At 56.6% G+C, this 26,156-nt stretch carries 20 protein-coding genes, 2 tRNA genes and 4 pseudogenes; 4 read left to right on the forward strand and 22 right to left on the reverse strand.

All coding sequences use genetic code 11. The features are described from left to right. The first annotated feature begins 89 nt into the window (after positions 1-89). On the forward strand, positions 90-947 hold the full coding sequence (locus K787_RS0119775; RefSeq protein ID WP_022964546.1) for an arylamine N-acetyltransferase family protein: 858 nt from the start codon (positions 90-92) through the stop codon (positions 945-947). A gap of 69 nt (positions 948-1,016) precedes the next feature. On the opposite strand, the pseudogene K787_RS23895 reads toward K787_RS0119775, so the two are convergent. After that, a pseudogene (locus tag K787_RS23895) lies at positions 1,017-1,337 on the reverse strand (nitroreductase family protein); the annotation flags it as partial. 81 nt (positions 1,338-1,418) lie between these two features. Between K787_RS23895 and K787_RS0119790 the strand changes: the two are divergent. Beyond that, positions 1,419-2,506 (forward strand): IS3 family transposase gene (locus K787_RS0119790; RefSeq protein ID WP_235801963.1). Its coding sequence is split into 2 segments (ribosomal slippage): positions 1,419-1,680 and positions 1,680-2,506, totalling 1,089 coding nucleotides; the frame shifts between segments, so codons are not numbered across the junction. A gap of 2 nt (positions 2,507-2,508) precedes the next feature. On the opposite strand, the gene K787_RS0119795 is transcribed toward K787_RS0119790, so the two are convergent. Both K787_RS0119795 and K787_RS0119800 read right to left on the reverse strand, forming a co-directional pair. Further along, positions 2,509-2,733, reverse strand: coding sequence for a hypothetical protein (locus K787_RS0119795; protein ID WP_201765131.1), 225 nt, complete (start codon positions 2,731-2,733; stop codon positions 2,509-2,511). A 186-nt stretch (positions 2,734-2,919) separates the two neighbouring features. Further along, entirely contained in the window at positions 2,920-3,378 is a 459-nt protein-coding gene (locus tag K787_RS0119800) for a DUF4112 domain-containing protein (protein ID WP_028615141.1), read from the reverse strand. 286 nt (positions 3,379-3,664) lie between these two features. Here K787_RS0119800 and K787_RS0119805 point away from each other — a divergent pair, with 286 nt between their 5' ends. Then, positions 3,665-4,978: a CitMHS family transporter gene (locus tag K787_RS0119805; RefSeq protein ID WP_022964552.1), complete on the forward strand. Its 1,314-nt coding sequence runs from the start codon at positions 3,665-3,667 to the stop codon at positions 4,976-4,978. A gap of 144 nt (positions 4,979-5,122) precedes the next feature. On the opposite strand, the gene K787_RS0119810 is transcribed toward K787_RS0119805, so the two are convergent. From K787_RS0119810 to K787_RS23900, 3 genes and pseudogenes are all read right to left on the reverse strand, one after another. Beyond that, on the reverse strand, positions 5,123-5,740 hold the full coding sequence (locus K787_RS0119810; RefSeq protein WP_022964553.1) for a TetR/AcrR family transcriptional regulator: 618 nt from the start codon (positions 5,738-5,740) through the stop codon (positions 5,123-5,125). Between the two features lie 42 nt (positions 5,741-5,782). Further along, on the reverse strand, positions 5,783-7,771 hold the full coding sequence (locus K787_RS0119815; RefSeq protein WP_022964554.1) for an oleate hydratase: 1,989 nt from the start codon (positions 7,769-7,771) through the stop codon (positions 5,783-5,785). 357 nt (positions 7,772-8,128) lie between these two features. Next, positions 8,129-8,515: pseudogene (locus K787_RS23900) on the reverse strand (ClbS/DfsB family four-helix bundle protein); the annotation flags it as partial. A gap of 62 nt (positions 8,516-8,577) precedes the next feature. Between K787_RS23900 and K787_RS0119825 the strand changes: the two are divergent. Next, entirely contained in the window at positions 8,578-9,594 is a 1,017-nt protein-coding gene (locus tag K787_RS0119825) for an IS30 family transposase (protein WP_022964556.1), read from the forward strand. A 29-nt stretch (positions 9,595-9,623) separates the two neighbouring features. Here the strand turns inward: K787_RS0119825 and K787_RS25895 are convergent. From K787_RS25895 to rlmE, 16 genes and pseudogenes are all read right to left on the reverse strand, one after another. Further along, positions 9,624-9,920 (reverse strand): annotated as a pseudogene (locus K787_RS25895) (restriction endonuclease); the annotation flags it as partial. 471 nt (positions 9,921-10,391) lie between these two features. Next, a complete protein-coding gene (gene pnp, locus K787_RS0119830) occupies positions 10,392-12,503 on the reverse strand; it encodes a polyribonucleotide nucleotidyltransferase (RefSeq protein ID WP_022964557.1) in 2,112 nt (703 codons plus the stop codon). Between the two features lie 88 nt (positions 12,504-12,591). Continuing rightward, positions 12,592-12,861 carry a 30S ribosomal protein S15 gene (gene rpsO / locus K787_RS0119835; RefSeq protein ID WP_028615142.1) on the reverse strand — a complete coding sequence of 90 codons (270 nt, stop codon included), beginning with the start codon at positions 12,859-12,861 and terminating at the stop codon, positions 12,592-12,594. A gap of 553 nt (positions 12,862-13,414) precedes the next feature. Next, entirely contained in the window at positions 13,415-14,335 is a 921-nt protein-coding gene (gene truB, locus K787_RS0119840; RefSeq protein ID WP_022964558.1) for a tRNA pseudouridine(55) synthase TruB, read from the reverse strand. Positions 14,336-14,338: 3 nt separating this feature from the next. Beyond that, positions 14,339-14,725, reverse strand: coding sequence for a 30S ribosome-binding factor RbfA (gene rbfA, locus K787_RS0119845; protein WP_022964559.1), 387 nt, complete (start codon positions 14,723-14,725; stop codon positions 14,339-14,341). Positions 14,726-14,848: 123 nt separating this feature from the next. After that, a complete protein-coding gene (gene infB / locus K787_RS0119850) occupies positions 14,849-17,410 on the reverse strand; it encodes a translation initiation factor IF-2 (protein WP_022964560.1) in 2,562 nt (853 codons plus the stop codon). 61 nt (positions 17,411-17,471) lie between these two features. Continuing rightward, a complete protein-coding gene (gene nusA / locus K787_RS0119855) occupies positions 17,472-18,953 on the reverse strand; it encodes a transcription termination factor NusA (RefSeq protein ID WP_022964561.1) in 1,482 nt (493 codons plus the stop codon). A gap of 53 nt (positions 18,954-19,006) precedes the next feature. Beyond that, positions 19,007-19,462, reverse strand: a complete 456-nt coding sequence (gene rimP, locus K787_RS0119860) for a ribosome maturation factor RimP (RefSeq protein WP_022964562.1) — start codon at positions 19,460-19,462, stop codon at positions 19,007-19,009. Between the two features lie 125 nt (positions 19,463-19,587). Then, positions 19,588-19,664: transfer RNA gene (locus tag K787_RS0119865), tRNA-Met, on the reverse strand. Between the two features lie 101 nt (positions 19,665-19,765). Then, positions 19,766-19,850 (reverse strand) — tRNA-Leu (locus tag K787_RS0119870). Between the two features lie 12 nt (positions 19,851-19,862). Then, positions 19,863-20,243 carry a preprotein translocase subunit SecG gene (secG, locus tag K787_RS0119875; protein ID WP_022964563.1) on the reverse strand — a complete coding sequence of 127 codons (381 nt, stop codon included), beginning with the start codon at positions 20,241-20,243 and terminating at the stop codon, positions 19,863-19,865. Then, positions 20,243-21,001 (reverse strand): triose-phosphate isomerase, encoded by a 759-nt coding sequence (gene tpiA, locus K787_RS0119880; protein ID WP_022964564.1) that lies wholly within the window; start codon positions 20,999-21,001, stop codon positions 20,243-20,245. The genes secG and tpiA overlap by 1 nt, the downstream gene beginning before the upstream one ends. A gap of 66 nt (positions 21,002-21,067) precedes the next feature. Then, positions 21,068-22,411, reverse strand: a complete 1,344-nt coding sequence (gene glmM, locus K787_RS0119885) for a phosphoglucosamine mutase (protein ID WP_022964565.1) — start codon at positions 22,409-22,411, stop codon at positions 21,068-21,070. 56 nt (positions 22,412-22,467) lie between these two features. Next, a complete protein-coding gene (gene folP, locus K787_RS0119890) occupies positions 22,468-23,325 on the reverse strand; it encodes a dihydropteroate synthase (RefSeq protein ID WP_022964566.1) in 858 nt (285 codons plus the stop codon). Positions 23,326-23,460: 135 nt separating this feature from the next. Further along, positions 23,461-25,284, reverse strand: a pseudogene (ftsH, locus tag K787_RS23905) (ATP-dependent zinc metalloprotease FtsH); the annotation flags it as partial. A 156-nt stretch (positions 25,285-25,440) separates the two neighbouring features. Then, a complete protein-coding gene (gene rlmE, locus K787_RS0119900; protein ID WP_028615143.1) occupies positions 25,441-26,070 on the reverse strand; it encodes a 23S rRNA (uridine(2552)-2'-O)-methyltransferase RlmE in 630 nt (209 codons plus the stop codon). Positions 26,071-26,156: the final 86 nt, after the last annotated feature.

A 26,156-nucleotide genomic window follows, 5' to 3' on the forward strand; every position in this document is an offset into this window, starting at 1 on the left:
AAAGAAAAAGCAACTTGACCTCAAGTTAACTTTACCTTTTAGACTCCCGACCATTCTAGCTACCCGGCTCACTTTGGTGGAGCAAAACCATGACGTCATTTCCTCAAATCCTGAGCACCCACCCTTCCGCCACCTGGGAGTCCGCCAAACTGGATCTGCGAGCCTATTTGCAGCGCATTGATTACCAGGGATCGCTAGCGCCTACCCTACCCACCCTGCGCGCACTGACACGGGCACACCTGGACGCCATCAGCTTTGAAAACCTCGACATCATTGCGGGTGAAAGCATTGATATCGACTTGCTGCAGGTACAGGAAAAACTGGTGAGCCAGGGTCGCGGCGGTTATTGCCACGAACACAACACTCTGTTCGCAGCGGTGCTGGAACGCCTGGGCTTTGCGGTGGCAGGACGCAGTGCACGAATACTGATGGGTATCAGCGAGCAGGAGATGACCGCCATCGGTCACACGTTATTGAACGTCGACCTGAATGGCAGCAACTGGCTGGTAGATGTTGGCGTGGGTAATGTCGGGCCACGCGAGCCGATCGAACTGAAGGCGTGGAATCAGGTTATGCAGGATGCCTGGCGCTACCGTCTGGATCGTGTGGCACATCACTGGGTATTACGATATTGGCGCCACGACGGGTGGTTCAATATCTATCAGTTCAGCGATGAGCCTTACTATCGGGACGACTTTGCCCACCACAACTACTACGTATCGACCCACCCCGACTCACCCTTTACCCAGCAAATGGTAGCGCAATACAACGGCGCGACCATTCGCTATGCACTGACCGGTTTACGCTTGAAAACCTTCCTGCCTAACCAGCTAGTGCAGGAGCAGTTGATCGCTGCTGAAGAGTTACCTGGGATATTGCAGACGTTATTTAGGTTGAATATTACCGAGGATTTCTGCGCGAAACTGGTGAGCAGTATTACCAGATGAGTCAATTGCGGGGCCGGTTAAACCTGGCCCCATTCCAGTCTTCAACCATTTATCCTATGCCTACTGTTTCTACGACACTGTCTCATCAAAACCAACAAAGGTCGCCACCTCACTCACCGACCGACGCTTGGATACCACCGCGTTGGCGGGAAACTCTTCATCCGGGTAGCCTATGGCAACACAAATCATGATGACCTGATCTTCAGGAATGCCGGCATGTTCGCGAACCACCGGCGAGTGCATGATGCCCTGACTGTTCACCACACAGCCCAGGCCGCGCGACCAGGCTGCGTTCACCAAACCATTGACCAAGGCGCCACAATCGAACTGGGCAATGTCGCCTTCGCGCAAAACCCGGTCATAGGTCACCACGATAGATACCGGCGCATCGAACTGCCGGGGTAATCCCCCCGAAAAACAGCGGTGATCAGAAGTAGAATTTTCCGTAAGCTATTTGCAGGGAGATTCTGCATGAAAACATCACGTTTTACCGACAGCCAGATTCTGGCAATCCTGAAGCAAGCCGAGAACGGTGTACCGGTTCCTGAGCTTTGCCGCGAGCACGGATTCAGCAGTGCGACGTTTTACAAATGGCGCTCCAAGTTCGGCGGCATGGATGCATCCATGATGGCCAGGCTCAAAGAGCTTGAAGACGAAAACCGACGGCTGAAGAAAATGTACGCCGAGGAGCGTCTCAAGGCTGAGATCCTCAAGGAAGCCATCGAAAAAAAGAGGTGAAGCCGTCTCACCGTCGCGAGATGGCGCACAAAGCAGTTAGCGATAAAAAGGCCAGCATACGCTTGGCTTGCGCTCTGTTTGGTATCAGCGAGACCTGCTATCGCTACCAGGCCCGGCTGAGCACTGAGAACGCGCTGATCGCCGACTGGCTATTGCGCCTGACCCACAATCAGCGCAACTGGGGCTTTGGCTTGTGCTTCCTGTTCTTACGCAACGTGAAGGGCTTTGGCTGGAACCATAAGCGGGTCTATCGCATCTATCGAGAGCTTGAGTTGAATCTGCGCATCAAGCCCCGTAAGCGCCTGGTACGTGAGAAGCCTGAACCACTCGCAGTACCTTCAGCAATCAATGCATGCTGGTCCATGGACTTCATGCACGACCAACTCAGCGACGGTCGCAGCTATCGTTTGTTCAATGTGCTGGATGACTTCAACCGCGAAGGACTGGGTATAGAGGTTGATCTGTCACTGCCGGCTGAGCGTGTTATCCGAGCCTTGAACCAGATCATCGAATGGCGCGGTAAACCAGCCCAGATCCGCTGCGACAATGGCCCCGAGTACATCAGTGGCAAGCTGGCTGCCTGGGCTGAAAAGCGTGGCATTACTATCAGCTTTATCCAGCCAGGCAAGCCGCAACAGAACGCCTATATCGAGCGTTACAACCGAACCGTCCGCTATGACTGGCTGTCGCACTATCTGTTCGACTCGATTGAGCAGGTCCAGGACTTCGCGACACGTTGGTTATGGACATACAATAACGAACGGCCAAATATGGCCTTGGGTGGCATCACGCCGCGACAGAAGTTGGCCATGGTGGCCTGACTCTACTTCTGAACCCCGCTAAGAATGGGGGGATTACCCCGGAACCCGCGCAAGATCCAGTCCTGACGCTTGTCTTTGTCGTCACGCGCGATACCCATCGCCTGGAAGAGTTGCACTGCAATCTCTACCTGCCGATCTCTATGCTCCCCTTCATAGGAGCCAATGCCACGGCTTTCCTTCGATGGCGGCACACCACCCAGCATGCGCTCGGTATTCCCGGCGTTCACTAGCCTGTGAGCCAGACCTTAGCATATTCGCGCCAGCGCTCAGGGCCGCGACCGCATTAACCAAAATCATATTCAGCCCGGCAAGAGTCTCGCCCTGCTATGTACCGCCAACACAGGAACTAACGAGGGTGAGCGCATGCCCCGGAACAAAGAGTCAGTTTAGTCTGCTCTGTTTTCCACCCGCGTTTACAAGAGAAACATCAAGCCACCCGCGATCCCAGCGAACAGGACAGACAAACCAATTAATATTTTCCAGGGAAAAGAAGACGGCGGCGGTTCTACTGCAAGCTGCGCGTTCAGATAGTTCCTCAGCAATCGGGTATTACGCGTGTTGGCTTTGTAGACGGCATCAAAGGCATCGCCCACCACCGGTATCAGACCACCAACAAAGTCGATGCCTATATTACGCAGCATGCGCCGCCTCACGTCATTACTCGCACCTGCCCGCTGCGCCTCCAGCAGCACATAGCCCGACATCACCAATCCAATCAGGTCACCGATACCCGGCACCAGACCAATGATGGCCTCGACCCCAATCTTGAACCGGGTGAAAGGCAGGCCGATGCTGCTGTCAGTGAAGCGGCTGAACTTATCCAGCCGCTTGAGTATGGCTCGTTGTTGGGCTTCAGTAGGGTGTTTTGGCATTACATCTCCGGGGGTATCAACGTTCAAGCAAGCGGCTTGAGCGTGCACCTGAAAGATGCGCGCAAACGTAAAAAGTTCAGATAGCAAAGGGGGCGGGAAGGTTTTTAGCTCATCCAGCGCCCGTTGTTCGTTGCAAGGATATTGAACCAGCAGCCGGTGACTGCAGATTGCGATGGCATCCATGTCCCGCTGCTGCCGAGTCGCCATGGTTAAGGTTCATGAAAGCTTCATCCCTTACGCTCCCTGCCCGTTTTTACACAATTACAAAAGAAGAGGAGATCTCGGCATGCTGACCCTAATCGGCCTGTTGACCATTGGCAGCCTAGTATTGTTGCTACTGATCGGACGTATGTCCCCCATTCTGCCGCTAATCGTGGTTCCGCTGCTGGGTGCGCTCGCGGCGGGCTTCGGGCCAGAGGCCATCTCAGGTTTCTACACTGAAGGCCTGGGGCGGGTCATATCCATCGCCACCATGTTCGTGTTTGCCATCACTTTTTTCGGCGTGCTGCAGGATACCGGGCTGTTCCGCCCCATTATCAACTCGATGGTACGGGTCACCCGCGGCAACGTGATCGCCGTGACCGTGGCCACGGCGCTGATCGGTATGCTGGCCCACCTGGACGGCGCGGGCGCAACCACCTTTCTGCTGACAATCCCTGCATTGTTACCGTTGTACAAGGAACTGCGCATGAGTCCGTACCTGATGCTGCTGTTACTGGCGCTCGGAGCCGGCATTCTGAACATGGTGCCTTGGGCGGGGCCATTGGGGCGTGCCTCCGCAGTGACAGGCATCGACGTGACCGAGCTATGGCACGGGTTGATTCCGCTTCAAATCTTCGGTGCGGTACTGCTAGTGGCGATGGCCGCGCTGCTCGGCTGGCGGGAGAAACGCCGCATCGCGGCCGCTGCGAGCGACGCCGATCCGGGCGAACCGGTAGACAGCTTCAAAGTTCTGCAAGAGGCGTCCGCCGCAGAGCTTGAGTTGCAGCGTCCCGGCCGTATCTGGATAAATGCCGGTCTGCTGTTGCTGGTAATCGTCTCGCTGTTCACCAGTGTGCTGCCTGCCGGCTACATCTTCATGATCGGTCTGTCCGCCGCCCTGTTGATCAACTATCCAGGCGGCAAGGTGCAGATGGCCCGCATGGCGGCACACGCACCCTCGGCCCTGAGCATGGGCATGATCATTCTGGCTGCCGGTTCAATGCTGGGGATATTTACCGGTACCGGCATGCTTTCGTCCATCGCGCAGGACCTGGTGCGGGTATTGCCTGAATCAATGGTACCTATGCTGCATATCGTCCTGGGTGTATTCGGCCTGCCCATGGAACTAGTATTGAGCACCGACGCCTATTATTTCGGCCTGCTGCCGGTAGCACTGGAGGTCGTCGGCAATCACGGCGTGGCACCTGCCGAGGTGGTCTATGCGCTGACCATCGGCAACATCATTGGTACCTTTATCAGCCCCTTCTCTCCGGCGCTCTGGCTGGCTCTGGGCTTGGCTGGACTGGATCTGGGACGGCACATCCGCTACTCGCTGTGGTGGATGTGGGGCTTCTCGCTGGTGCTGTTTATGGCAGCGTGGGCAATGGGATTGTTTTAGCGCAGGCCCATGGGGCCGCGCATAGCGTCTAATGCGCTAAGGGGCTAGTTCAATCTGAACTGCCCCCCCTTTTTCTCGTGGGACCACTTCGACTTAAGGGAGCCGAGTGGTCCCCAGGTTTTGGTTCCAGAGCCGTAACCCGTATTAAGTTCGCGGCGATCCGATCATGTTGCGTAGAAAAGAGAGAAACACCTGATCTCTCGGCAGCGCCTCTTTGATTGAGCCTTGCAACGCTAGACCGGACCAGAGTGCGTAGAGGCCTCTTGCTAGATCAGGGGCGGTGATGGCCGGGGTCAAATGGTAACGAATAATGAGACCCTCCAACAGAGTGGTGAACTCACCAAGACTCGCCGCTTTAACTTGCTCAGTGCGCACTGCAAACTGCGGGTCGCGTCGGGCATGAAGTTGTAATTCGATGGATAGAAGCGACCAGTGTGGATCCCGCGCGATCTCCGCCAAGCGATGCGCCAGCCGATCCAACGCTTCGTCGAGGTCATCGCGATCTGAACTGGATACCAGCCCTTGCATGAGGGCAACTTCCTGTTGGATATGGCGCTCCAAAACGGAGAGCAGGAGGTCCTCTTTGCTAGCAAAGTTCGAATAAAACGCCCCCTGGGAAAACCCCGCGCGTTCGCAGAGGCTGCGCAGAGAAGCGGCGTTGATGCCACCTTCTGCGAACATGCGATCTGCAGCCTCGATGAGGCGGACGCGGGTTTGCTCTTGTTGTTCATGCCGGGTCAGACGGCGAGCCGCGTGTGTCATTCTTAAATCCTTTCAACAGGCGCGCCGCCGGTATGGTTCGGGTTACTTGTCCTTGCCGATGAAGCTGTCTCGGAACTTGGAAATCCAAGCCCCAACTCCTTTAACGGCCTCGCCCCCTTTGCCCAAGATCTCTCCGACCTCCTGCGCAAACATCTCATGTTTAGAGCTCTCGGGCTCAGGTAGAGGCGGTAGGATATGAGCAAAATAGGTTTTGTCCAAGACCCGATGCAACAGACGTTCGCCCATAAAAGGCTTTCCGCTGTTCAACGCCCGCGCGCCTTTGATCATATTGCGGATGTCATATTGCGTTGGACTGATGTCCGGCACTTGTTTGGGAATGTTGAGGAGCTTGTACACTCCGATCCGCGCGGTTCGTATCGAAGATTCCATAGTGAAGATGATGTCGTTGCGAGTCTCGACGAACTGCCCGATCAGGCCCAGATTGGTACAGCCCTCCGGCACCGGCTGTGGTCGGTCGCCTCTGGCACGTTTCATGAACTGCGCGGTGATATAGGGCATGAGCGCGGTACGCACTTTTGTCTTGGCCGCGACGTCGTCAAGCTTGCTTTCGATGCCGAGATGGTGGCACAGCTCCGCGAGGATTTCTTTGCCGGTGCATTGCGGCATCGGCTTTTTCACAAAGTTACCGTCCTTGTCCATCAGCAGGCCGTAGACCCAAATCACCAGCGTGTCGTCCGGCTGCTCCGGGAAATGCGGCTGACGGTTGATGGTGACGCTCAGGAACCAATTGGAATCCGTAAAGGTGATGATACCACCCGTCACAGTTCGGCCCGAATAGGGATCGTTGACTGACAGTTCCGCCAACTTATCCACCAGAGGAGAGGGCTTACAGGTCAGCGTGGCGGACTCCCATATCGACTGATCTACGTCGCCGTAGAATTTCTCTGGTTTGCCAAAGACTGGGGATTTTAGGGCGAGATTTTTCCAGAGGTCCCACCCACTGCTCTCGCCCGGTTCATGGCGGCCCACCGTCAACTCCGGCACTGTATCCATGTCCCCATAGGCGGTGTTTTCCGTCATTGAACCCGTGAGCGCAAAGACCAGATCGCCGTCGGCCACATCGATGCGCTGCTCTTCCCCCGCCACAACACACCGTAGCCCGGTGACGGTCTTCTGACCGGCAGACAGGGTCATGTCAAGATCATACACACGGGTTCCAAGCTGAACGCTTACACCCTTGTCGCGTAGCATATTGGCCAGCGGTTTGATGAAGGTATCGAATTGATTGTATTTCGGGAAAACAAGCACCGACATGTCACCAAACCCATCAATGGAGTCAAGAAAACGGTGCATGTAGAGCTTGGCTTCCAACAAGCTATGGCAGTTCTTAAAGGCGAACATGCTGCGGAACAGCGACCAGAAATTGCTCTCAAGAAAACCTGTGCTGAAGTATTCCTCAATGGTGATGTCATCAAGGTCTTCTTTGCGTTTGAGGATCAGCCGCATCATTTCCCATTGCTGATATTTCGAGAGACCAAAATCGGTGAAATCCATGATTTCGCCGCAATTGCGCATCAACCGGGCTTTGGAATAATTCGGGTCGTTGTCGTTGACCATGCGGTATTCATCCAGCACCGAATACCCCTCGGGCAATTCGCTTGCGGGCACGTCCTGAAATAGATCCCACAGCGTGTCGTAGTTCCAATTCATCTCGCGGCCGCCGCGGACGATATAGCCATCCTCAGGGTTACCCGCACCATCCATGGAACCTCCCTCGACCTCCATCTCTTCCACAATGGTGATATTTTCGGGCGGCATATGGCCATCCCGGATCAGGTAAAAGGCAGCCGCCAAACCGCCTATACCGCCGCCAATGATATAGGCTTTGCGGTTTTCCACGCCGGGGGTCGGCAAGGGTCGGTGCCGTGCATAAGGGCCGATGAAATCATGCGTAGGCAACGTGTTCTGTGGCCGGTGGCGCCAGTAGCCGGAGGTTGCGTCGGGCTCGTGTTCGAATCCAACGGGCGCAGTTGTTTTGATCTCAAACCCCGGGATATTTGGGTTGGCCATGGGTTGCATCCTTTTCTGTTTGCATCGTTTTTCGACTGAATCTCTAAAGACTTATTCAAGATATCAATCGATATCCCGATGTCAAGGGAGTCCTGATTAATCACCCTGGCCTGGGATGATGGCGCAGCACGAACAAGGCTATAGAAAAACCCATTTTGGACTCTAGATCTTCCAGGCCGTGGTTTATTCAATCATCGACCAGGCTCTAGCATCGCTCTGACACGCCTGGGGCAGTCACTACTAGGCCATCATCAGCCACTCGGGGGGCTACAGCCTATGCGGCGCCTGGGCAATGACCCTTGGAACTCATCTGCCATCACGCGCTTATCGCGTGCCTGGTCGTGTTATGTGAATGCTTCACTGTATCCCTTTGTTTTTCTTGAATCGCCTAACCTTACTACGCATGTTTTTCATTGGTGATGATGTATTGAACTGAATCATACGACCCAATGGCCATGTGTCGTACCACGTTGTCTCATATAGTTCATAGTTACTTAAGCTTGAAATCAGTGAAAGCAATTCACTCAACGTCAATTCAAGCTCTGCTAATAAGTCTTGATACTGCCAATCGGCATAGTGCTTGTAGAACTGCTCTGCGAGCAGCCCCAACTGGTTCCATTTGTAGCCTGTCTCTGGGAAATCAACGGGCAGCCCTTGAGATTTTAAACTATGCCACTTCAATACCAACCTCTCCCAACCAACAAGGTAAGCAACGGTGTCACAGACACTGATTCGTGTCCCTTTTACACTTCCCTCGACACGGCGGTCTCAGGGACCAAGTGCAACACATGAGATAGAGTGTTGCCATGAAAACCTACTCGCATTTAACTACTGATGAACGCATCGTTCTGATGCTGATGCAAGACCAAGGATTGAGCCTGCGTTCAATCAGTCGCCACCTGGGCCGGCACGCAAGCACGCTTAGCCGAGAGCTGAGGCGCAACAGTCCTACCCGCCACTACGATGTCATACAGGCTTGCGCTTTGGCGCGTGATAGGCGCACAAAGCCAAGAAGACCTCCGCGCTTGCTGCCGAGTAGCGAGCTTTTCCAAGTCGTATGTAAAATGCTAAAACGGCGCTGGTCTCCTCAACAAATCGCGTCCAGACTGAAGCTTCAATGGCCTGACAGACCCGAGTTTCATGTGAGTCACGAGAGTATTTATCTGGCGATCTATGCCTACCCACGCGGCGAGTTGAAGCGGCAACTGATTAGCTATCTGCGCCAAGGCCACGGTAAGCGTCGCCGCCGCACGGTAAGCCCTGGACGGCGTGAGCGCTATCCGGCAGACCTGAGCATTCACTTGCGACCACCAGAGGTCGAGGACCGCCTTGTTCCGGGACACTGGGAGAGCGATCTGATCATGGGTGCCAGCAATAGGTCGGCGGTGGCTACCATGGTCGAGCGCACCAGCCGCTTTGTTGTTCTAGCCAAACTGGATGAGCCGACAGCTGAGTGCGCCGCTCAGGCGATCACCCGAGAGATGTCGCGTATGGCGCCCTCTCTACTGAAAACCATGACGCACGATCAAGGCAGTGAAATGGCCCGTCACCAAGATATAACGGCGAGCACTGGGCTGAAGATCTACTTCGCCGACCCTCATAGCCCTTGGCAGCGCGGCAGCAACGAAAATACCAATGGTTTACTGCGCCAATACTTGCCAAAGGGTACTGATCTATCGGTGGTCAGCCAAGAGCGTCTTGATGAGATTGCCGAGCTGCTGAATACTCGTCCACGCCAGACTTTAGGCTGGAGATTCCCGGTAGAAGTGCTTGTTGACCACCTCCAGCTTTCGGTGAGTAACAGCCTTGAGACCATTAACTGAGTGTTGCACTTGGTCCCTGAGACCGCCCCCTCTTGAAAACCTGCAAGTGAAACAATATATCCCGCATTAGCTCCAATATCGGCGATAACTGTTCTGAAACCATGCACTACATTCTGTGGTATGCGAGCTTTCCAGTGTTTGCATTCACAGACAATTGAGTATTTTCGCCCTTTAACTTCCTCTTGAGCGTATACATCAAGCTCGACTTCGCCGCGTACCGTTTGTACTTTTTTCTCAATCTCCACCGTGAATCCGCATTCTTCTAACAGGCGGCCTACCTCGTTTTGGACATCATTCCAGTTTTCAGGAGTGCTTGATGTGATCATGGCTCTGTTTCATAACAGTGATTAGACCGCATGCGGTATTAATGCATAACGGATGATTCGAGATAACTCCGGTACGCATCTCCAACGCCAGAGCATTTTTTATTTTAAAAACAACGCACTACCCTTCCATCCCTGCACTCATTACGTATTCGCTTGATTTCGATATTTTGTGGTTCCATTACTACCGTGCCTAACCGGGGTGGGCCGAATTCTCTCTCCCACCAACCCCAGGCACGCTACCGCCCCACTTTTCGCGCACAAAAATACGCACAGCGTCTGTCTGGACGAGAAAAAGCACACAAGCGGGATTGTCGGCAGTCCTTGCCAAAAAAGGAGGGAGTGCTGTCAAGCAAGCTTGGCCAGTGGATTAAATATATAACACGGGGTGTGGCAGGGGCAAAGTGCTAGCGGGTTTTTCCGGGAGTAAAAAGCCCAGGCATTGCCTGGGCTTCTCGGTACTGCAGATAGTGCTTAGGCGTTTTCGGCGTCAATCGCTTCAACGTCTTTGATGGACAGCTTGATACGGCCGCGGTTGTCCACGTCCAGTACCAGTACGCGTACCATCTGGCCTTCGGTCAGTACGTCGGTGACTTTCTCGATGCGCGCGTTGGCGATCTGAGAGATGTGCACCAGGCCGTCTTTGCCGGGCAGGATGTTGACGAATGCGCCGAAGTCGACGATGCGCTCGACCTTGCCTTCGTAGATCTTGCCGATTTCCGCTTCTGCGGTGATCTCGTCAACCCGGGCCTTGGCCGCGTTGGCGGCGTCCTTGGTGGGCGCGAAGATCTTGACTGAACCGTCGTCGGTGATGTCGATGGAGGCACCGGTTTCTTCACAGATACCGCGAATGACCGCGCCACCCTTGCCGATCACGTCGCGGATCTTGTCGGAGTCGATCTTCATGCTGATCATGGTCGGTGCGTTGGAAGACAGCTCCTTACGCGACTCGCCGAGTATCTGGTTCATCTGGCCGAGGATGTTCAGGCGCGCTTCCAGGGCCTGGCCCAGGGCGAGCTCCATGATCTCTTCGGTGATACCTTTGATCTTGATATCCATCTGCAGGGCGGTTACGCCTTTGCTGGTACCGGCTACCTTGAAATCCATGTCGCCGAGGTGATCTTCGTCACCGAGGATGTCGGTCAGAATGGCGAACTTCTCGCCTTCCTTGACCAGACCCATGGCGATACCGGCTACTGGAGCGCTCAGCGGTACGCCAGCGTCCATCAGTGCCAGAGACGCGCCACACACGGAAGCCATGGAGCTGGAACCGTTAGACTCGGTGATTTCCGATACCACACGAATGGTATAGGGGAAGTCATCCATGTTCGGCATGACGGCAGCGATACTGCGGCGTGCCAGACGGCCGTGGCCGACTTCACGACGACCGGTGCCGCCCATACGACCGCACTCGCCTACCGAGTAGGGAGGGAAGTTGTAGTGCAGCATGAAGGGGTCTTTCTTCTCGCCTTCCAGGGTGTCCAGCAGCTGTGCGTCGCGCGCGGTACCCAGGGTAGTCACAACCAGCGCCTGTGTTTCGCCACGGGTAAACAGAGCGGAGCCGTGGGTGCGATCCAGAACACCAACTTCGATGTTCAGCGGGCGAACGGTCTTGGTGTCACGGCCGTCGATACGCGGGTTGCCGTTGACGATGCTTTCACGCACGGTGCGGTATTCGATCTCGCCGAAGGCGTCTTTGACGTCACTGGCAGAAGGCTTGCCTTCTTCCTGGTCGCCAGCCAGCGCGGCGATAGCATGCGAGCGCAGCTCACCCAGGTGGGTGTAGCGGGCCATCTTGTCGGTAACGGTGTAACCCTCGGCGATACCGGCACCATACTGCGACTTGATCGCGTCCAGCAGCACGGTGTTTTCCGGGGCGGCGGTCCAGTCCCAACGAGCCTTGCCGGTTTCAGCGGCGAGTTCCTTGATGGCTTGAACGGCGGGCTGGAATTCCATGTGGGCGAAGAGTACGGCGCCCAGCATCTGGTCTTCGGTCAGTTCTTTGGCTTCTGATTCAACCATCAGTACGGCGTCTTCAGTACCGGCTACGATCATGTCCAGACGCGAGTCTTTCAGCTGTTCGTAGGTGGGGTTGAGGATATAGCCGTTGTTGGAATCAAAGCCAACGCGTGAACCGGCGATGGGGCCGTCAAACGGGATACCGGAGATGGCCAGCGCGGCGGAGGTGCCGATCAGGGCGGCGATATCCGGATCAGTGGTCTTGTCAGTGGAGACGACAGTACAGACAACCTGGACTTCATTCATGAAGCCTTCGGGGAACAGCGGGCGGATCGGACGGTCGATCAGGCGCGAGGTCAGGGTCTCTTTTTCAGTCGGACGGCCTTCACGCTTGAAGAAACCACCGGGGATGCGGCCTGCGGCGTAGGTCTTTTCGATGTAATGAACTGACAGAGGGAAGAAGTCACGACCGGAGTCGGCTTTCTTGGCGCCAACGACGGTACACAAAACGGTGACGGCATTGTCGATGCTGACCAGTACTGCACCAGAAGCCTGACGGGCCATGCGGCCGGTTTCCAGGGTAATGGTGTTATTGCCTAATTTGAATTGTTTGATAACCGGTTTCACGGTGTGTTCTCTCTCTGTATTTGCCTTTGGGGAAACTCTGGGCACGACCGGGTTTCGGACCCGGCCATGTCCAAACGGGACGTGTCGCTTAGCGACGCAGACCCAAACTGCTGATCAAGCTGGCGTAACGCGGAATGTCTTTCGACTTCAGGTAATCCAGCAGCTTACGACGCTGGTTTACCATCCGGATCAGACCACGACGGGAATGGTGATCCTTCTTGTTTTCCTTGAAGTGACCCTGCAGCTTGTTGATGTTTGCAGTCAACAGCGCTACTTGGACTTCCGGAGAACCGGTGTCACCTTCGCCACGTGCGTATTCGGTTACGATTGCAGCTTTCTCTTCGACGCTCAGTGCCATGATAGCTTTCCTCTGAGTGAACAGGCCGGGAACCTAATCCCGTGTTTTAAATCGAGGAGTGACCATGCCTGTTAACAGCCACCCTCGTTGTGACCCTGATGGGTCAACTTCTTTAGCGGGCTCGGCGTGTTGGGCTGAGTCCGCTTGGATTCCCGCCTGCGCGGGAATGACGGGGTTGGAGGGTAGACCGGTGGGCGGGACTGCCGCTGTGGGCCTGGGCCTTCAACTCCTGTAACTTTACGATAATACGCCAATCCGTAAATACGGGTTTGACGGTAGTTCCTGACACTGGGCTTGGCGTGGTGGGCCGAGTCCGCTTGGATTCCCGCCTGCGCGGGAATGACGGGGTGGGTCGGGAGTGGCGTGCGAGTTGGCCGCGGGCTCTGCTCCTGTATACACCCTGTCTTTGTTACTTCTGCTGGCTCGGCGTTTTGGGCCAAGGTCAACATGGATTCCCGCCTGCGCGGGAATGACGAAGAGCTAGGGGCTGGGCCTTCAGTCAGCGACCCCCGCGCCCCACACCGTCATTCCCGCGCAGGCGGGAATCCATTCTTTATCCGTTGAAACGCATCAAGCGCTTCGGTGCTACTCGGGCGTCGTCGGTCATTTCGCCAATGCCGATAAACTGGCCACTTGGATCGCGCAAACGCACCATGCCAAAGGCTGGGCTGCCGGGTACCCGTACGGCTTGGCCGTGGTTCAGGTAGTAGGCGGTTTGCTCGGTCAGCTCAACCTCGGGCCAGTCTTCCACGCCGCAGTCGCTGGGCAGCAGTAAATGATCCAGCGCCAGGTGTCCGCCCTCGGCATGCAGCGCTTCGAGGGTTTCCAGGGTCACGGCTTTGCTCAGATCAAAGGGGCCAGCCTGGATGCGGCGCAGCTCAGATACGTGCGCGCCACAACCCAAAGCATTGCCCAAATCTTCTACCAGCGTGCGAATGTAAGTGCCTTTGGTGCAGTGCACTTCCAGCCGCAGACGATCGCCTTCCAGACCCAGTACTTTAAGCTGATTGATAGTAACAGATCGCGGCTTGCGCTCCACTGTTTCGCCGGCGCGGGCCAGTTTGTAGAGCGGCTGACCTTCGTGCTTGAGCGCCGAGTACATCGGCGGAATCTGTAGAATGTCACCAGTGAACTGAGGCAGGAAGGATTCGACCTGTTCCAGGGTCACGTTAACCGGTTTGGTTTCCAGTACATCACCTTCGGCATCGCCGGTGGTGGTGGTCATGCCCAGGCGCGCTTCGGTCACGTAGGCCTTGTCGGCGTCGAGCAGGTACTGGGAAAACTTGGTGGCTTCACCCAGGCACAACGGCAATACGCCACTGGCCAATGGATCAAGGCTGCCGGTATGCCCGCCCTTGGCGGCATTGAACAGCCAGCGGACCTTTTGCAGGGCATTGTTGGAGCTCATGCCCAAGGGCTTGTCGAAAATCAGGACGCCGTCGATATCACGGCGTTTGCTGCGCGGTGCCGACAAAGCTTACTCCTCGTCTTCCGATTTATGACTGCGGTCTTCGGCCACGGCGCGTTCGATCAGCGACGACAGGTGCACGCCACGGCGCACGCTTTCGTCGTAATGGAAGTGCAGTTGCGGCACGCTGCGCAGCTTCATGACCTTGCCCAGCTGCATGCGCAGAAAGCCGGCCACGCCCTTGAGGATCGACAGGTTCTGAGCGATATCTTCATCGCTGTCCTTGTCCATCAGGGTGATATACACCTTGGCGTGGGCCAGATCGCGGCTCACTTCCACGGCGGTCACGGTGATCATGCCAACGCGCGGATCACGAATATCGCGCTGCACCAGGATGGCCAGCTCGCGCTGCATCTGGTCCGCTACGCGGTGGGTACGACTGTTTTCATTTGCCATTACATTCTGTCTCTGACTGCCTTTGGCAGCCTAAAAAATCTAACCTGCGGAAACGTCAACGGCAAGTCCGTCGATCTGCTTGCGCAAACCCCCGAACCTGCCGTGTGACGCCGCTAAAGGCGGTTACAGACTGCGCTGTACCTGGATACGCTCGAATACTTCGATACGGTCACCGGGCTTAACGTCATTGTAGTTCTTGACACCAACACCACACTCCATGCCATTACGCACTTCGGCGACGTCATCTTTGAAGCGACGCAGGGATTCCAGCTCGCCTTCATAGATGACCACGTCCTGACGCAATACGCGGATCGGACGGTTACGGTGGATGGTGCCTTCAATGACCATACAGCCTGCCACGTCGCCAAACTTGGGCGAACGGAACACGTCACGCACTTCGGCCACACCGAGGATCTGCTCGCGAACGTCGCTGCCGAGCATACCGCCCAGGGCCTTTTTCACGTCGTCGATGATCTCGTAGATCACGCTGTAGTAGCGCAGATCCAGACCTTCGGATTCGACGATCTTGCGCGCTGTTGCATCGGCACGCACGTTGAAGCCAAAGACCACGGCGTTGGAAGCCAGTGCCAGGTTAACGTCGGTCTCAGTGATCCCGCCGACACCGCCGGAGATGATCTTGACCTGTACTTCCTCGTTACCCAGCTCGTTGAGCGAGCTTTGCAGCGCTTCCAGAGAACCACGCACATCGGACTTGAGAACGATGTTGAGGGTTTTCTTCTCGTCCTGGCCGAGGTTGTCGAACATGTTCTCCAGCTTGGAGGACTGCTGACGGGCCAGCTTGATCTCGCGGAACTTGCCCTGACGGAACAACGCCACTTCACGGGCTTTCTTCTCGTCGGTGACTACGGTCAGCTCATCGCCGGCATCCGGAGTACCATCCAGGCCGAGAATCTCGACCGGGATGGACGGGCCAGCTTCCTTGATCGGCTTGCCGTTTTCGTCATACATGGCACGTACGCGGCCATAGTTGACGCCGGCCAGAACGATGTCGCCCTGACGCAGGGTACCGTTCTGAACCAGCACGGTAGCGACCGGGCCACGACCTTTGTCCAGACGTGACTCAACCACAACGCCACGCCCAGGTGCAGACGGCTGAGCGCGCAGCTCGAGCACTTCGGCTTGCAACAGAACCGCTTCGAGCAGTTCATCGATACCGGTACCGACCTTGGCCGAGACAGGCATGAACATGGTGTCGCCGCCCCACTCTTCCGGGATCACATCGAGCGCCGCCAGGGCGTTCTTGATGCGGTCCAGATCGGCGTCTTCCTTGTCGATCTTGTTCACGGCAACGACCAGCGGCACACCGGCAGCCTTGGCGTGAGCCACAGCTTCTTCAGTTTGCGGCATCACGCCGTCATCCGCTGCCACCACCAGAATCACGATATCGGTGGCCTTGGCACCACGGGCACGCATGGCGGTAAACGCCGCGTGACCGGGGGTGTCGAGAAAGGTAACCATGCCGCGTTCAGTTTCAACGTGGTAGGCACCAATATGCTGGGTAATGCCGCCAGCTTCGCCGGAGGCGACCTTGGCGCGCCGGATATAGTCGAGCAGCGAGGTCTTGCCATGATCAACGTGGCCCATGACCGTGACCACAGGTGCGCGGCTGAGCAGTTCGCCTTCATGCGTCTGCGATGCCGATACCAGCGCATCTTCCAGATCGTTATCGCTGATTTGCTTGACCTTGTGGCCCATATCTTCAGCAATGATGCTGGCGGTGTCTTGATCCAGTACCTGGTTGATGGTCACCATGTTGCCGGACTTGAACATGTACTTGATGACTTCAGCAGCCTTGATCGACATTTTCTGCGCCAGTTCGGCCACAGTAATGGTCTCGCCTATTACAACTTCTCGCACTAAAGGTCCTGTCGGCTTCTCGAAGCCGTGCTGGTTACGTTTTTTGTTTGCCTTGAGCTTGCCACCGCCGCCGCCACGGCGACGGGCCATAGCGTCGTCGTCGTCGCTGCCACTGCGCGTTGCGTTGCGGCCTTTGCCTGCATGACCACCGGCGCGTTTGCGGCTGCGCTCTTCCTCTTCCTCGGCGCGGGTCGGCTTGCGATGCGCGTCTTTCTTCTTGGAATGGTCGGGCTTGTCGGCCGGAGGGGCGATTACGGTTGGCGCAGCCGGGGCTGCGGGGGCTACAGGAGCTGGCGCCGCAGGTGCTGCTGGCGCGGGCGTTGCTTCGCTGACAACAGGGGCTTCGGTGGGCACAGCGGCAGGCGCTTCGGCCGCAGCAGTTGCTGATACTTCAGCGCTCTTGCGGGCTTCTTCCTCGGCCTTGCGCTGGGCTTCTACAGCGGCCTGGCGGGCGTCTTCAGCAGCGCGCATCTCATCAGCTTCGCGAGTGCGTTCTGCTTCCAGCTCGGCCGGATCGCGCTTGACGTAGGTTTTCTTCTTGCGCACTTCGACGTTGACCGTCTTGCTGCCAGCCACTTTCAGGGTGCTGACGGTTTTGCGCGTGAGCGTGATCTTGCGTGGCTCGGATGGAGCTGAACCACCGCCGTGGGCACTCTTCAGGAATGCCAGCAGAGTCTGCTTTTCATCATCACTGACACGCTGCTCCGCGCTGGTTTGGGGCAAACCAGCTTCCTGCATTTGCTGCAGCAGGCGCTCCAGAGGCGTGCCTACTGTTTGCGCTAAATCTTTGACCGTTACTTCCGCCATTCAACTCTCTCCTCAGTCGGGGCCCTGCGTTATCGCAGGGTGGGCTTGCTATGCCGACCGGTTATTCAAACCAGGGTGCGCGGGCAGCCATAATCAGGGCGCCGGCACGTTCTTCATCTATATTTTCGATATCCAGCAGCTCGTCAATTGACTGCTCTGCCAGATCTTCCATGGTGATAATGCCTTTGGCGGCCAGATGAAATGCCAGGGCGCGATCCATACCTTCCATGTTCAACAGGTCGTCAGCCGGCTGTACTTCATCCAACTTTTCTTCGCTGGCAAGGGCCTTGGTCAACAACAGGTCCTTGGCACGCGAACGCAGTTCGTTGACGATGTCTTCGTCAAAGCCATCGATCGCCAGCATTTCTTCCATCGGTACGTAGGCAATCTCTTCCAGGGAAGTGAAGCCTTCCTCTACCAGCAACTGCGCCAGGTCTTCTTCAACATCCAGTTCGGCGATGAAGGTGCGCAGAATGTCGCCGGTTTCGGCTTCCTGCTTGGCGCGGATGTCGTCTTCGGTCATCACGTTCAGGGTCCAGCCGGTCAACATGCTGGCCAGACGGACGTTCTGCCCGCTGCGACCAATGGCCTGGGCCAGATTGTCTTCGGCAACCGCGATGTCAACCGTGTGAGTGTCTTCATCCAGAATGATCGACGCTACTTCGGCCGGAGCCATGGCGTTGATCACGAACTGGGCGAAGTTGTCATCCCACAATACGATGTCGACCCGCTCGCCACCCAGCTCACCGGAAACGGCTTGCACGCGTGAACCGCGCATACCGATACAAGCACCCTGCGGATCAATGCGTTTGTCTTTGGAGCGTACGGCGATCTTGGCACGCGAACCCGGATCACGGGCAGCGCCCATGACTTCAATCAGCTCTTCGGCGATTTCCGGCACTTCGATGCGGAACAGCTCAATGATCATTTCCGGGCAGCTACGCGACAGTACCAGCTGCGGACCGCGGTTCTCGGTGCGGATATCCTTGAGCAGCGCACGAATACGCGTACCGGTACGGAAAGTCTCACGCGGGATCATTTCTTCACGCGGCAGCACCGCTTCGGCGTTGTTACCCAGATCAACGATGACGCTGTCACGGGTCACTTTCTTCACGGTGCCGCTGATGATTTCGCCAAGGCGATCACGGTAAGCGTCAACCACTTGGGCGCGCTCGGCTTCACGGACCTTCTGGACGATCACCTGCTTGGCAATCTGCGCTGCGATACGGCCGAACTCGACGGAATCGATTTTGTCTTCGATCACATCGCCGATGTTCAGCGCAGCATCGCGCTCCTGGGCCTGGTCCAGCGTTAGCTGCATACCGGGCTCTTCGAAATCCTCATCAGCGACCACAGTCCAGCGCATAAAGGTTTCGTAGCTGCCGGTGTGGCGATCAATTGCCACGCGTACATCTACTTCGTCTTCATAACGCTTCTTTGTCGCTGTGGCCAATGCCAGTTCCAATGCTTCGAAAATTACACCGGGCGGTACGCCCTTTTCATTGGAAACGGATTCCACAACCAGCAGCACTTCTTTGCTCATCGTATGCCTCGCCTAACGCCATCCATTGGGGCCACAGGAGCCCAAAATAATGCTCAAAACCGCGGAATAATGTTGCTCTTGTCGATGCTATCGATCGGCAGCAGATATTCGTGCTCATCTACCTGCAATATGATCTCGTCGCCTTCGACTCCACGGATGACACCTTGAAAATTCCGCCGCCCTTCATAAGGAACGCGCAATCTGATCTTGGCCTGCTCGCCGATGTGGTCGGCAAACTGCTCAAGTGTAAACAATGGCCGATCCATACCCGGAGAAGATACCTCCAAGGTATAGTCGCCAGTGATCGGATCTTCCACATCCAGTACGGCACTTACTTGCCGGCTGACTTCCGCGCAGGCTTCCACGCTGATGCCATCTGCATGGTCGATATACACCCGCAGCAGGGTATGGCGCCCTTGGGACAAATACTCAATGCCCCAACAACGATAGCCCAAGGCTTCGACAATCGGGACCACCATGGCCTCCAACTCAGTCAATTTGCCGGACAAATTTACCGCCTCGTATAGTCTAAAAACATTACAAATAAAAAATGGGCACTAAGCCCATCCTGTCTACAGCGTCCGTCATTGAACAGGACAGCTAATAAAAAGCCCCTGAAAAGGGGCTTTAAAACTGGTTGCGGGGGCAGGATTTGAACCTACGACCTTCGGGTTATGAGCCCGACGAGCTACCAGACTGCTCCACCCCGCGTCGAATCTAGGGCGATGATTATACGCCTGGAAGCCTGACAAGACAACCAGCGCACTCAGCCCTGAAAACAGCAGGGCCTGCAAATGCAGGCCCTGTTTGATTGGTGCGGAAGATGGGACTCGAACCCATACACCCTAAGGCACTACCCCCTCAAGATAGCGTGTCTACCAATTCCACCACTTCCGCAAAACTGTTGGCTTACTCTACTGCAGGTACTTCATCCGCAGCAGGAGCCTGAGGAGCCAGCTCTTGTTCAAGAACCGGTACATCTTCACTCGCCGCCGGCACCACTGGCGCCATTTGCAGGGCCGGTTCCGGCAAGCCTGCGTCGCGAATGACATCCGACTGGTGACTGGCGTAATAAGCCAGACCCAGAGAAGTAACGAAGAACACCGTGGCCAAGACTGCTGTCAGGCGACTGAGAAAGGTAGCCGAACCCTGGCTGCCAAACACAGTACCGGACGCACCCGAACCAAATGACGCACCTGTTTCGGCACCCTTGCCTTGCTGGATCAGAACAAGTCCGACCAGGGCGATGGCGACCATCAGATGTATAACCACTACTACGGTTTCAATCATTACACTCGTCCTGCGGCACGTGCGATCGCGCCAAATTCATCTGCATTGAGGGAGGCACCACCTACCAGCCCCCCATCGATATCCGGCATGGCAAAAAGGTCTTCGGCGTTATCGGCCTTGACGCTGCCACCGTAAACAATCTGTACCAGCTGGGCCTGCTCATCATCCACAATAGCCAGCCGGGCGCGAATCATGGCGTGCACATCCTGAGCCTGCTCCGGATCGGCTGTCAAGCCAGTACCAATAGCCCACACCGGCTCATAGGCAATCACGCCCTGGGCCAAACCACCGACACCAAAGGCGTCGAGAATAATCTGCAACTGGGTACCCACCACTTCGGCGGTCAGGCCAGCGTCACGCTGTTCACGCGTTTCACCAACACAGAGTACCGGACGCAATCCGCAGGCCAATGCTGCGGCAAACTTCTTGCGTACCACCTCGTCAGACTCGTCGAACAGGCTACGCCGTTCGGAGTGCCCAACGAGCACATATTCACATCCTGCGTCACGCAGTTGCGCCGGGGAAATCTCACCGGTCAACGCACCAGGTTCGGCCTGGGAAGCGCAACTTTGAGCACCGATATACACCGGCGTCTTGATCAGGCTCGCGTGGCACTGCTGAATATACAGTGCCGGCGGGGCTATCATGACATCCACACCCTCTGGCCAGTCCTGCTGACCGAGCCCTTTCAACAGGCTGTCAACGGATTGCCGAGTACCGTGCATTTTCCAGTTACCGGCGACTAGCGGGCGACGCATGCCAAACCTCTCAGCTCAAGCGGGCGCCAATCTTAACCAAGTTGCCCGAGCGACACAACCGCCTTTTTAGTCGGCGAACAGAGTGCGTACCTGTGCTGCCAGGCCATTGGCTTCGGCAGACACCTGCTTGGCGTCCTGCCCCTCAACCATGACGCGCAGCAACGGCTCAGTACCAGACAGCCTGAGCAGCACGCGACCGGTGTGCCCAAGGCGCTGCTCTGCCTGTTCGACGGCGGCCAGCAGCGTGGGGTCAGCCAGCGGCGACTCGCTACCGCGCTGATAACGCACATTGATCAACACCTGCGGACATTTGTGCATGCCCTTGCGCGCCTCAGCCAAGCTTATCCCCGAGCGCTGCAATGCTTTAAGTACCTGTAATGCGGCGATAATGCCATCACCGGTGCTGGAGTGATGCAGGCACACCAGATGCCCCGAGGCTTCGCCGCCAAGCACCCAATCGCGCTGGCGCAATTCGGCCATAACGTAGCGATCACCGACCTTGGCCCGCACAAACTCGATGCCCCTCTCCTGCAGTGCCAGCTCCAGACCCAGATTGCTCATCAGCGTGCCAACCACTCCGCCGCGTAACTGACCGCGCTCTTGCAGCTCCATGGCCATGATAAACAACAACTCATCACCATCGACCTCATGCCCCTGGTGATCGATCATCAACACCCGATCACCGTCACCATCCAGAGCAATACCCAGGTCCGCACCGCGAGCAAGTACCTGTTCACGCAACGCACTCAGATCGGTAGAGCCGACCTTGTCGTTAATATTCAACCCGTCGGGGCTGGCGCCAATCACCGTGACATCGGCACCCAACTCACGAAACACGCTGGGCGCGACCTTGTAGGTGGCCCCATTGGCGCAGTCGAGCACGATTTTCAGGCCTTTGAAACTGGTACTGGTCGGCACACTGCTTTTGCAGAATTCGATATAGCGACCAGACGCGTCCTCGACCCGGAAAACTTTGCCCAGCGACGCCGAATCCACCACTTCCATGGGCGCATCAACTAATCGCTCAATCTCAAGCTCCAGACTATCGGGTAGCTTGCTGCCGTCGGCCGAGAAAAACTTGATGCCGTTATCGTAGAAGGGGTTATGCGAGGCACTGATAACGATGCCCGCATCCGCCTGAAAGGTGCGCGTCAGGTAGGCTATCGCCGGAGTGGGCATCGGGCCAAGCAATTGCACATGCGCACCGGCTGCAGACAGGCCCGCTTCCAACGCGGACTCGAACATATAACCGGAGATGCGCGTGTCCTTGCCGATCATGACGCGGCAGGTGCCCTGCTTGCGAAAGGCCGTGCCCACCGCCCAACCCAGCTTGAGTACAAACTCGGGGGTAATGGGATGTGTTCCTACCTGACCACGAATGCCGTCCGTGCCGAAATACTTTTTGTCCATCTGCAGAATCCTGGGATAAGTGCGAGTGTAATAAGGGTGATCGAGCCGTGTGGCGATTACCGGGCCTGCGCTTGCAGCACGGCCTCGCTCATGCGTACTGCATCAACGCTGGCGGCCACATCATGGACCCTGATGATACGCGCGCCCCGGGCTACCGCCAAGGCGGCAAGCGCCAGCCCGCCCGCCAGACGCTGATCGACCGGGCGCCCCAATAGCTGACCAATCATGCTCTTGCGTGACACGCCGACCAACAATGGCAGCCCGGCAGGCTGCAACAAGTGCATATGGGCGAAGAGCTCCAGGTTGTGCTCCAGCGTCTTGCCAAAGCCAAAACCAGGGTCCAGTAACAAACGCTCACGCCCAATACCGGCTTGTTCGCAGGCTTGGACCCGCTCGGTAAGAAAACGTCCCACTTCTGTCAGAATGGATTCATAGCGGGGCGCTTCCTGCATAGTCTGCGGCTCGCCACGCATGTGCATCAGGCACACTGGCAAACCACTTTGTGCTGCCGCCTGCAAGGCCCCTGGGCGCAGCAAGGCGCGCACATCATTGATCAGCCCGGCACCTGCCGCGGCGCTATCGCGCATCACTTCAGGGGTGCTGGTATCAACCGAGACGATGGTATCAAAACGCGCCTTGATGGCCTCAACAACCGGCACCACGCGCTCCAGCTCCTGTTCAAGACTGACCGGCGCGGCACCGGGGCGAGTTGATTCCCCGCCCACATCAATCAGCGTGGCGCCGTCCTCCAGCATGCGCTCGACATGCCGCAGCGCAGCGTCCAGTTGCAGGTACTGGCCGCCGTCGGAAAAGGAATCAGGCGTGGTATTGAGAATACCCATGACATGGGTACGGGAAAGATCAAGCTCCCGATCGCCGCAAGGCAACCGGGAGCCATAGTCTGCAGTGCTCATACCAGATCAGTGCCCGCTGGCCGGACCACCGACGGTACCACTATCGTCATCTGACTTGCCGTCTCCGGCAACATCAATGCTGTCATCCGGCTCAGGCTTGGCCGCAGCACCGGGACCGGGTTTGTCGTCCTTGCCCCAATCCTTGGGCTCACGTGCCGGCAGACCGGTCATGATGTCGTTAATCTGGTCGGCATCAATGGTTTCGTACTTCATCAAGGCTTCAGCCATCAGATCCAGTTTGTCGCGGTTATCCTTGAGCAGTTGCTGCGCCGTGGCGTAGCAGCTGTCAATGATACTGCGCACTTCCTGATCGATCAGCTTGGCCGTCTCACCAGACATGCCTGACGCCTGACCACCACCACCGCGACCCAGGTAGCCTTCGTTCTCGTCTTCGCCGTACATCAGCGGCCCGAGCTTCTCGGACAAGCCCCACTTGGTGACCATGTTCTTGGCCAACTGGGTGGCACGCATGATGTCGTTGGAAGCGCCGGTGGTCACGCCGTCAAAGCCCAGCGTCATTTCCTCGGCAATACGGCCACCGAACAGCGAACAGATCTGGCTGATCAGCGCACGCTTGGACAGGCTGTAACGGTCTTCCTCGGGCAGGAACATAGTCACGCCCAGGGCGCGGCCACGGGGAATGATCGAGACTTTGTAGACTGGGTCATGCTCAGGCACCAGACGCCCGACGATGGCATGGCCAGACTCGTGGTAGGCGGTATTGAGCTTCTCTTTGTCGGACATGACCATGGATTTGCGCTCAGCGCCCATCATGATCTTGTCTTTGGCCATCTCGAATTCTTTCATCTCTACCAGCCGCTTGCCAAACCGCGCAGCGAACAGTGACGCCTCGTTGACCAGGTTGGCCAGGTCGGCACCGGAGAAACCAGGTGTGCCACGGGCAATATTGGCGGGCATGACATCATCGCCCAACGGCACCTTGCGCATGTGCACCTTGAGGATCTGCTCACGGCCACGGATATCCGGCAGACCCACTACCACCTGCCGGTCAAAACGACCCGGGCGCAGCAAGGCAGGGTCAAGCACGTCAGGCCGGTTGGTCGCCGCCACAACGATAATGCCGTCGTTGGGTTCAAAACCGTCCATTTCAACCAGCAACTGGTTCAGAGTCTGCTCGCGCTCGTCATGGCCACCGCCCATTCCCGAGCCACGATGACGGCCTACAGCATCGATCTCGTCGATAAAGATAATGCACGGAGCGTGCTTTTTGGCCTGCTCGAACATGTCACGCACGCGGCTGGCGCCGACGCCGACGAACATTTCGACGAAATCGGAACCGGAGATGGTGAAAAATGGCACCTTGGCTTCGCCAGCGACGGCCTTGGCCAGCAACGTCTTACCCGTACCCGGCTGACCGACCATCAATACGCCACGTGGAATGTGGCCGCCCAGGCGTTGGAATTTGCCCGGATCACGCAGGAATTCAACCAGCTCGCCGACTTCTTCCTTGGCCTCGTCACAACCGGCGACATCGGCAAAGGTAGTCTTGACCTGATCTTCAGAGAGCATGCGCGCCTTGCTCTTGCCAAAGCTCATCGGGCCGCCACGGCCGCCCGCTCCACCCTGCATCTGACGCATAAAGAACATGAAGATGGCGATAATAATCAGAATCGGGAAGCTGGCAATCAGCAACTGGGTCCAGATGCTCTGCTGTTCAGGCTGTTTGCCCTCGATCACCACGTCATTATTCAGCAGGTCACCGATCAGGCCGTTGTCCTGGATAGCAGGACGCACAGTCTTGAAGGTGTTGCCGTCAACACTCTTGCCAGTGATTTCAAAGCCGTCAACCGTGACGCGCTCGACCTGACGATCCCTGACCAACTCAAGAAACTGAGAGTAGTTGAGGTTGTTGGTCGTCTCTGCGGGACCACTGAAGTTGTTCATCACCGTCACCAGAACAGCGGCAATGATCAGCCACAAAATGAGGTTCTTCGCCATGTCGTTCAATTCGCTACCCTCTTGCCTTGCCGCACTTGCAGCCAAGGCCTAGCTGAGTCTTATATACCTTTAATCACCTTACACCAGATCCACCCTGCGCTGCAGTCAAACCAGTGTAACGCACTATGTCGCCAGCCCTAGCGGACCGGCGCTTGATCAGTTGCTAGCGCCCTTGAAGCCCTTGCCCAGCAAATAGGTCTCGCGGGAGCGGCCACGCGATGCATCAGGCTTGCGCGTGACCATCTTGTCAAAGCGGCTGCGCACCAGCTTGTGGTACGCATCAAAGCCTTCACCATGGAACACCTTGATGAGAAAATCGCCACCTGGCTTAAGCACTTTTTCAGCCATATCCAGCGCCAGCTCACAGAGATAAATCGCCTGCGGCTGATCTACTTCCGGTGTACCACTCATATTGGGGGCCATATCGGAAATAACAAGGTCCACGGGCTGGTTATCAATGGCGGCAAGGATGGCTTCAAATACACTGTCTTCGGTAAAGTCACCCTGAATAAAGGTCACATCTGGAATACTGTCCATCATCAGGATATCTGACGCGATGATCGTACCCTGCTCACCAATCAGCCGACTGGCAACCTGGGACCAGCCACCGGGCGCAGACCCCAGGTCCAGCACGGTCATACCGGGCTTGAGCAAGCGGTCTTTTTCCTGAATTTCCAGCAACTTGTAGCTGGCCCGCGAGCGATAACCATCCTTCTGTGCTTGTTTGACAAAGGGATCGTCGAAATGTTCTTTCAACCAGCCTTTGCTGGTCTTCGATTGTGCCACGGAATACCCCATGCAGCGGAACGCGCCGCCTGTTAAACTGTGGTCAGCACTGCCAGACTGGCAGGCACGACATTACTACTTCATTA

The sequence above is a fragment of the Halopseudomonas pelagia CL-AP6 genome (assembly GCF_000410875.1).
Classification (GTDB): Bacteria; Pseudomonadota; Gammaproteobacteria; order Pseudomonadales; family Pseudomonadaceae; genus Halopseudomonas; species Halopseudomonas pelagia.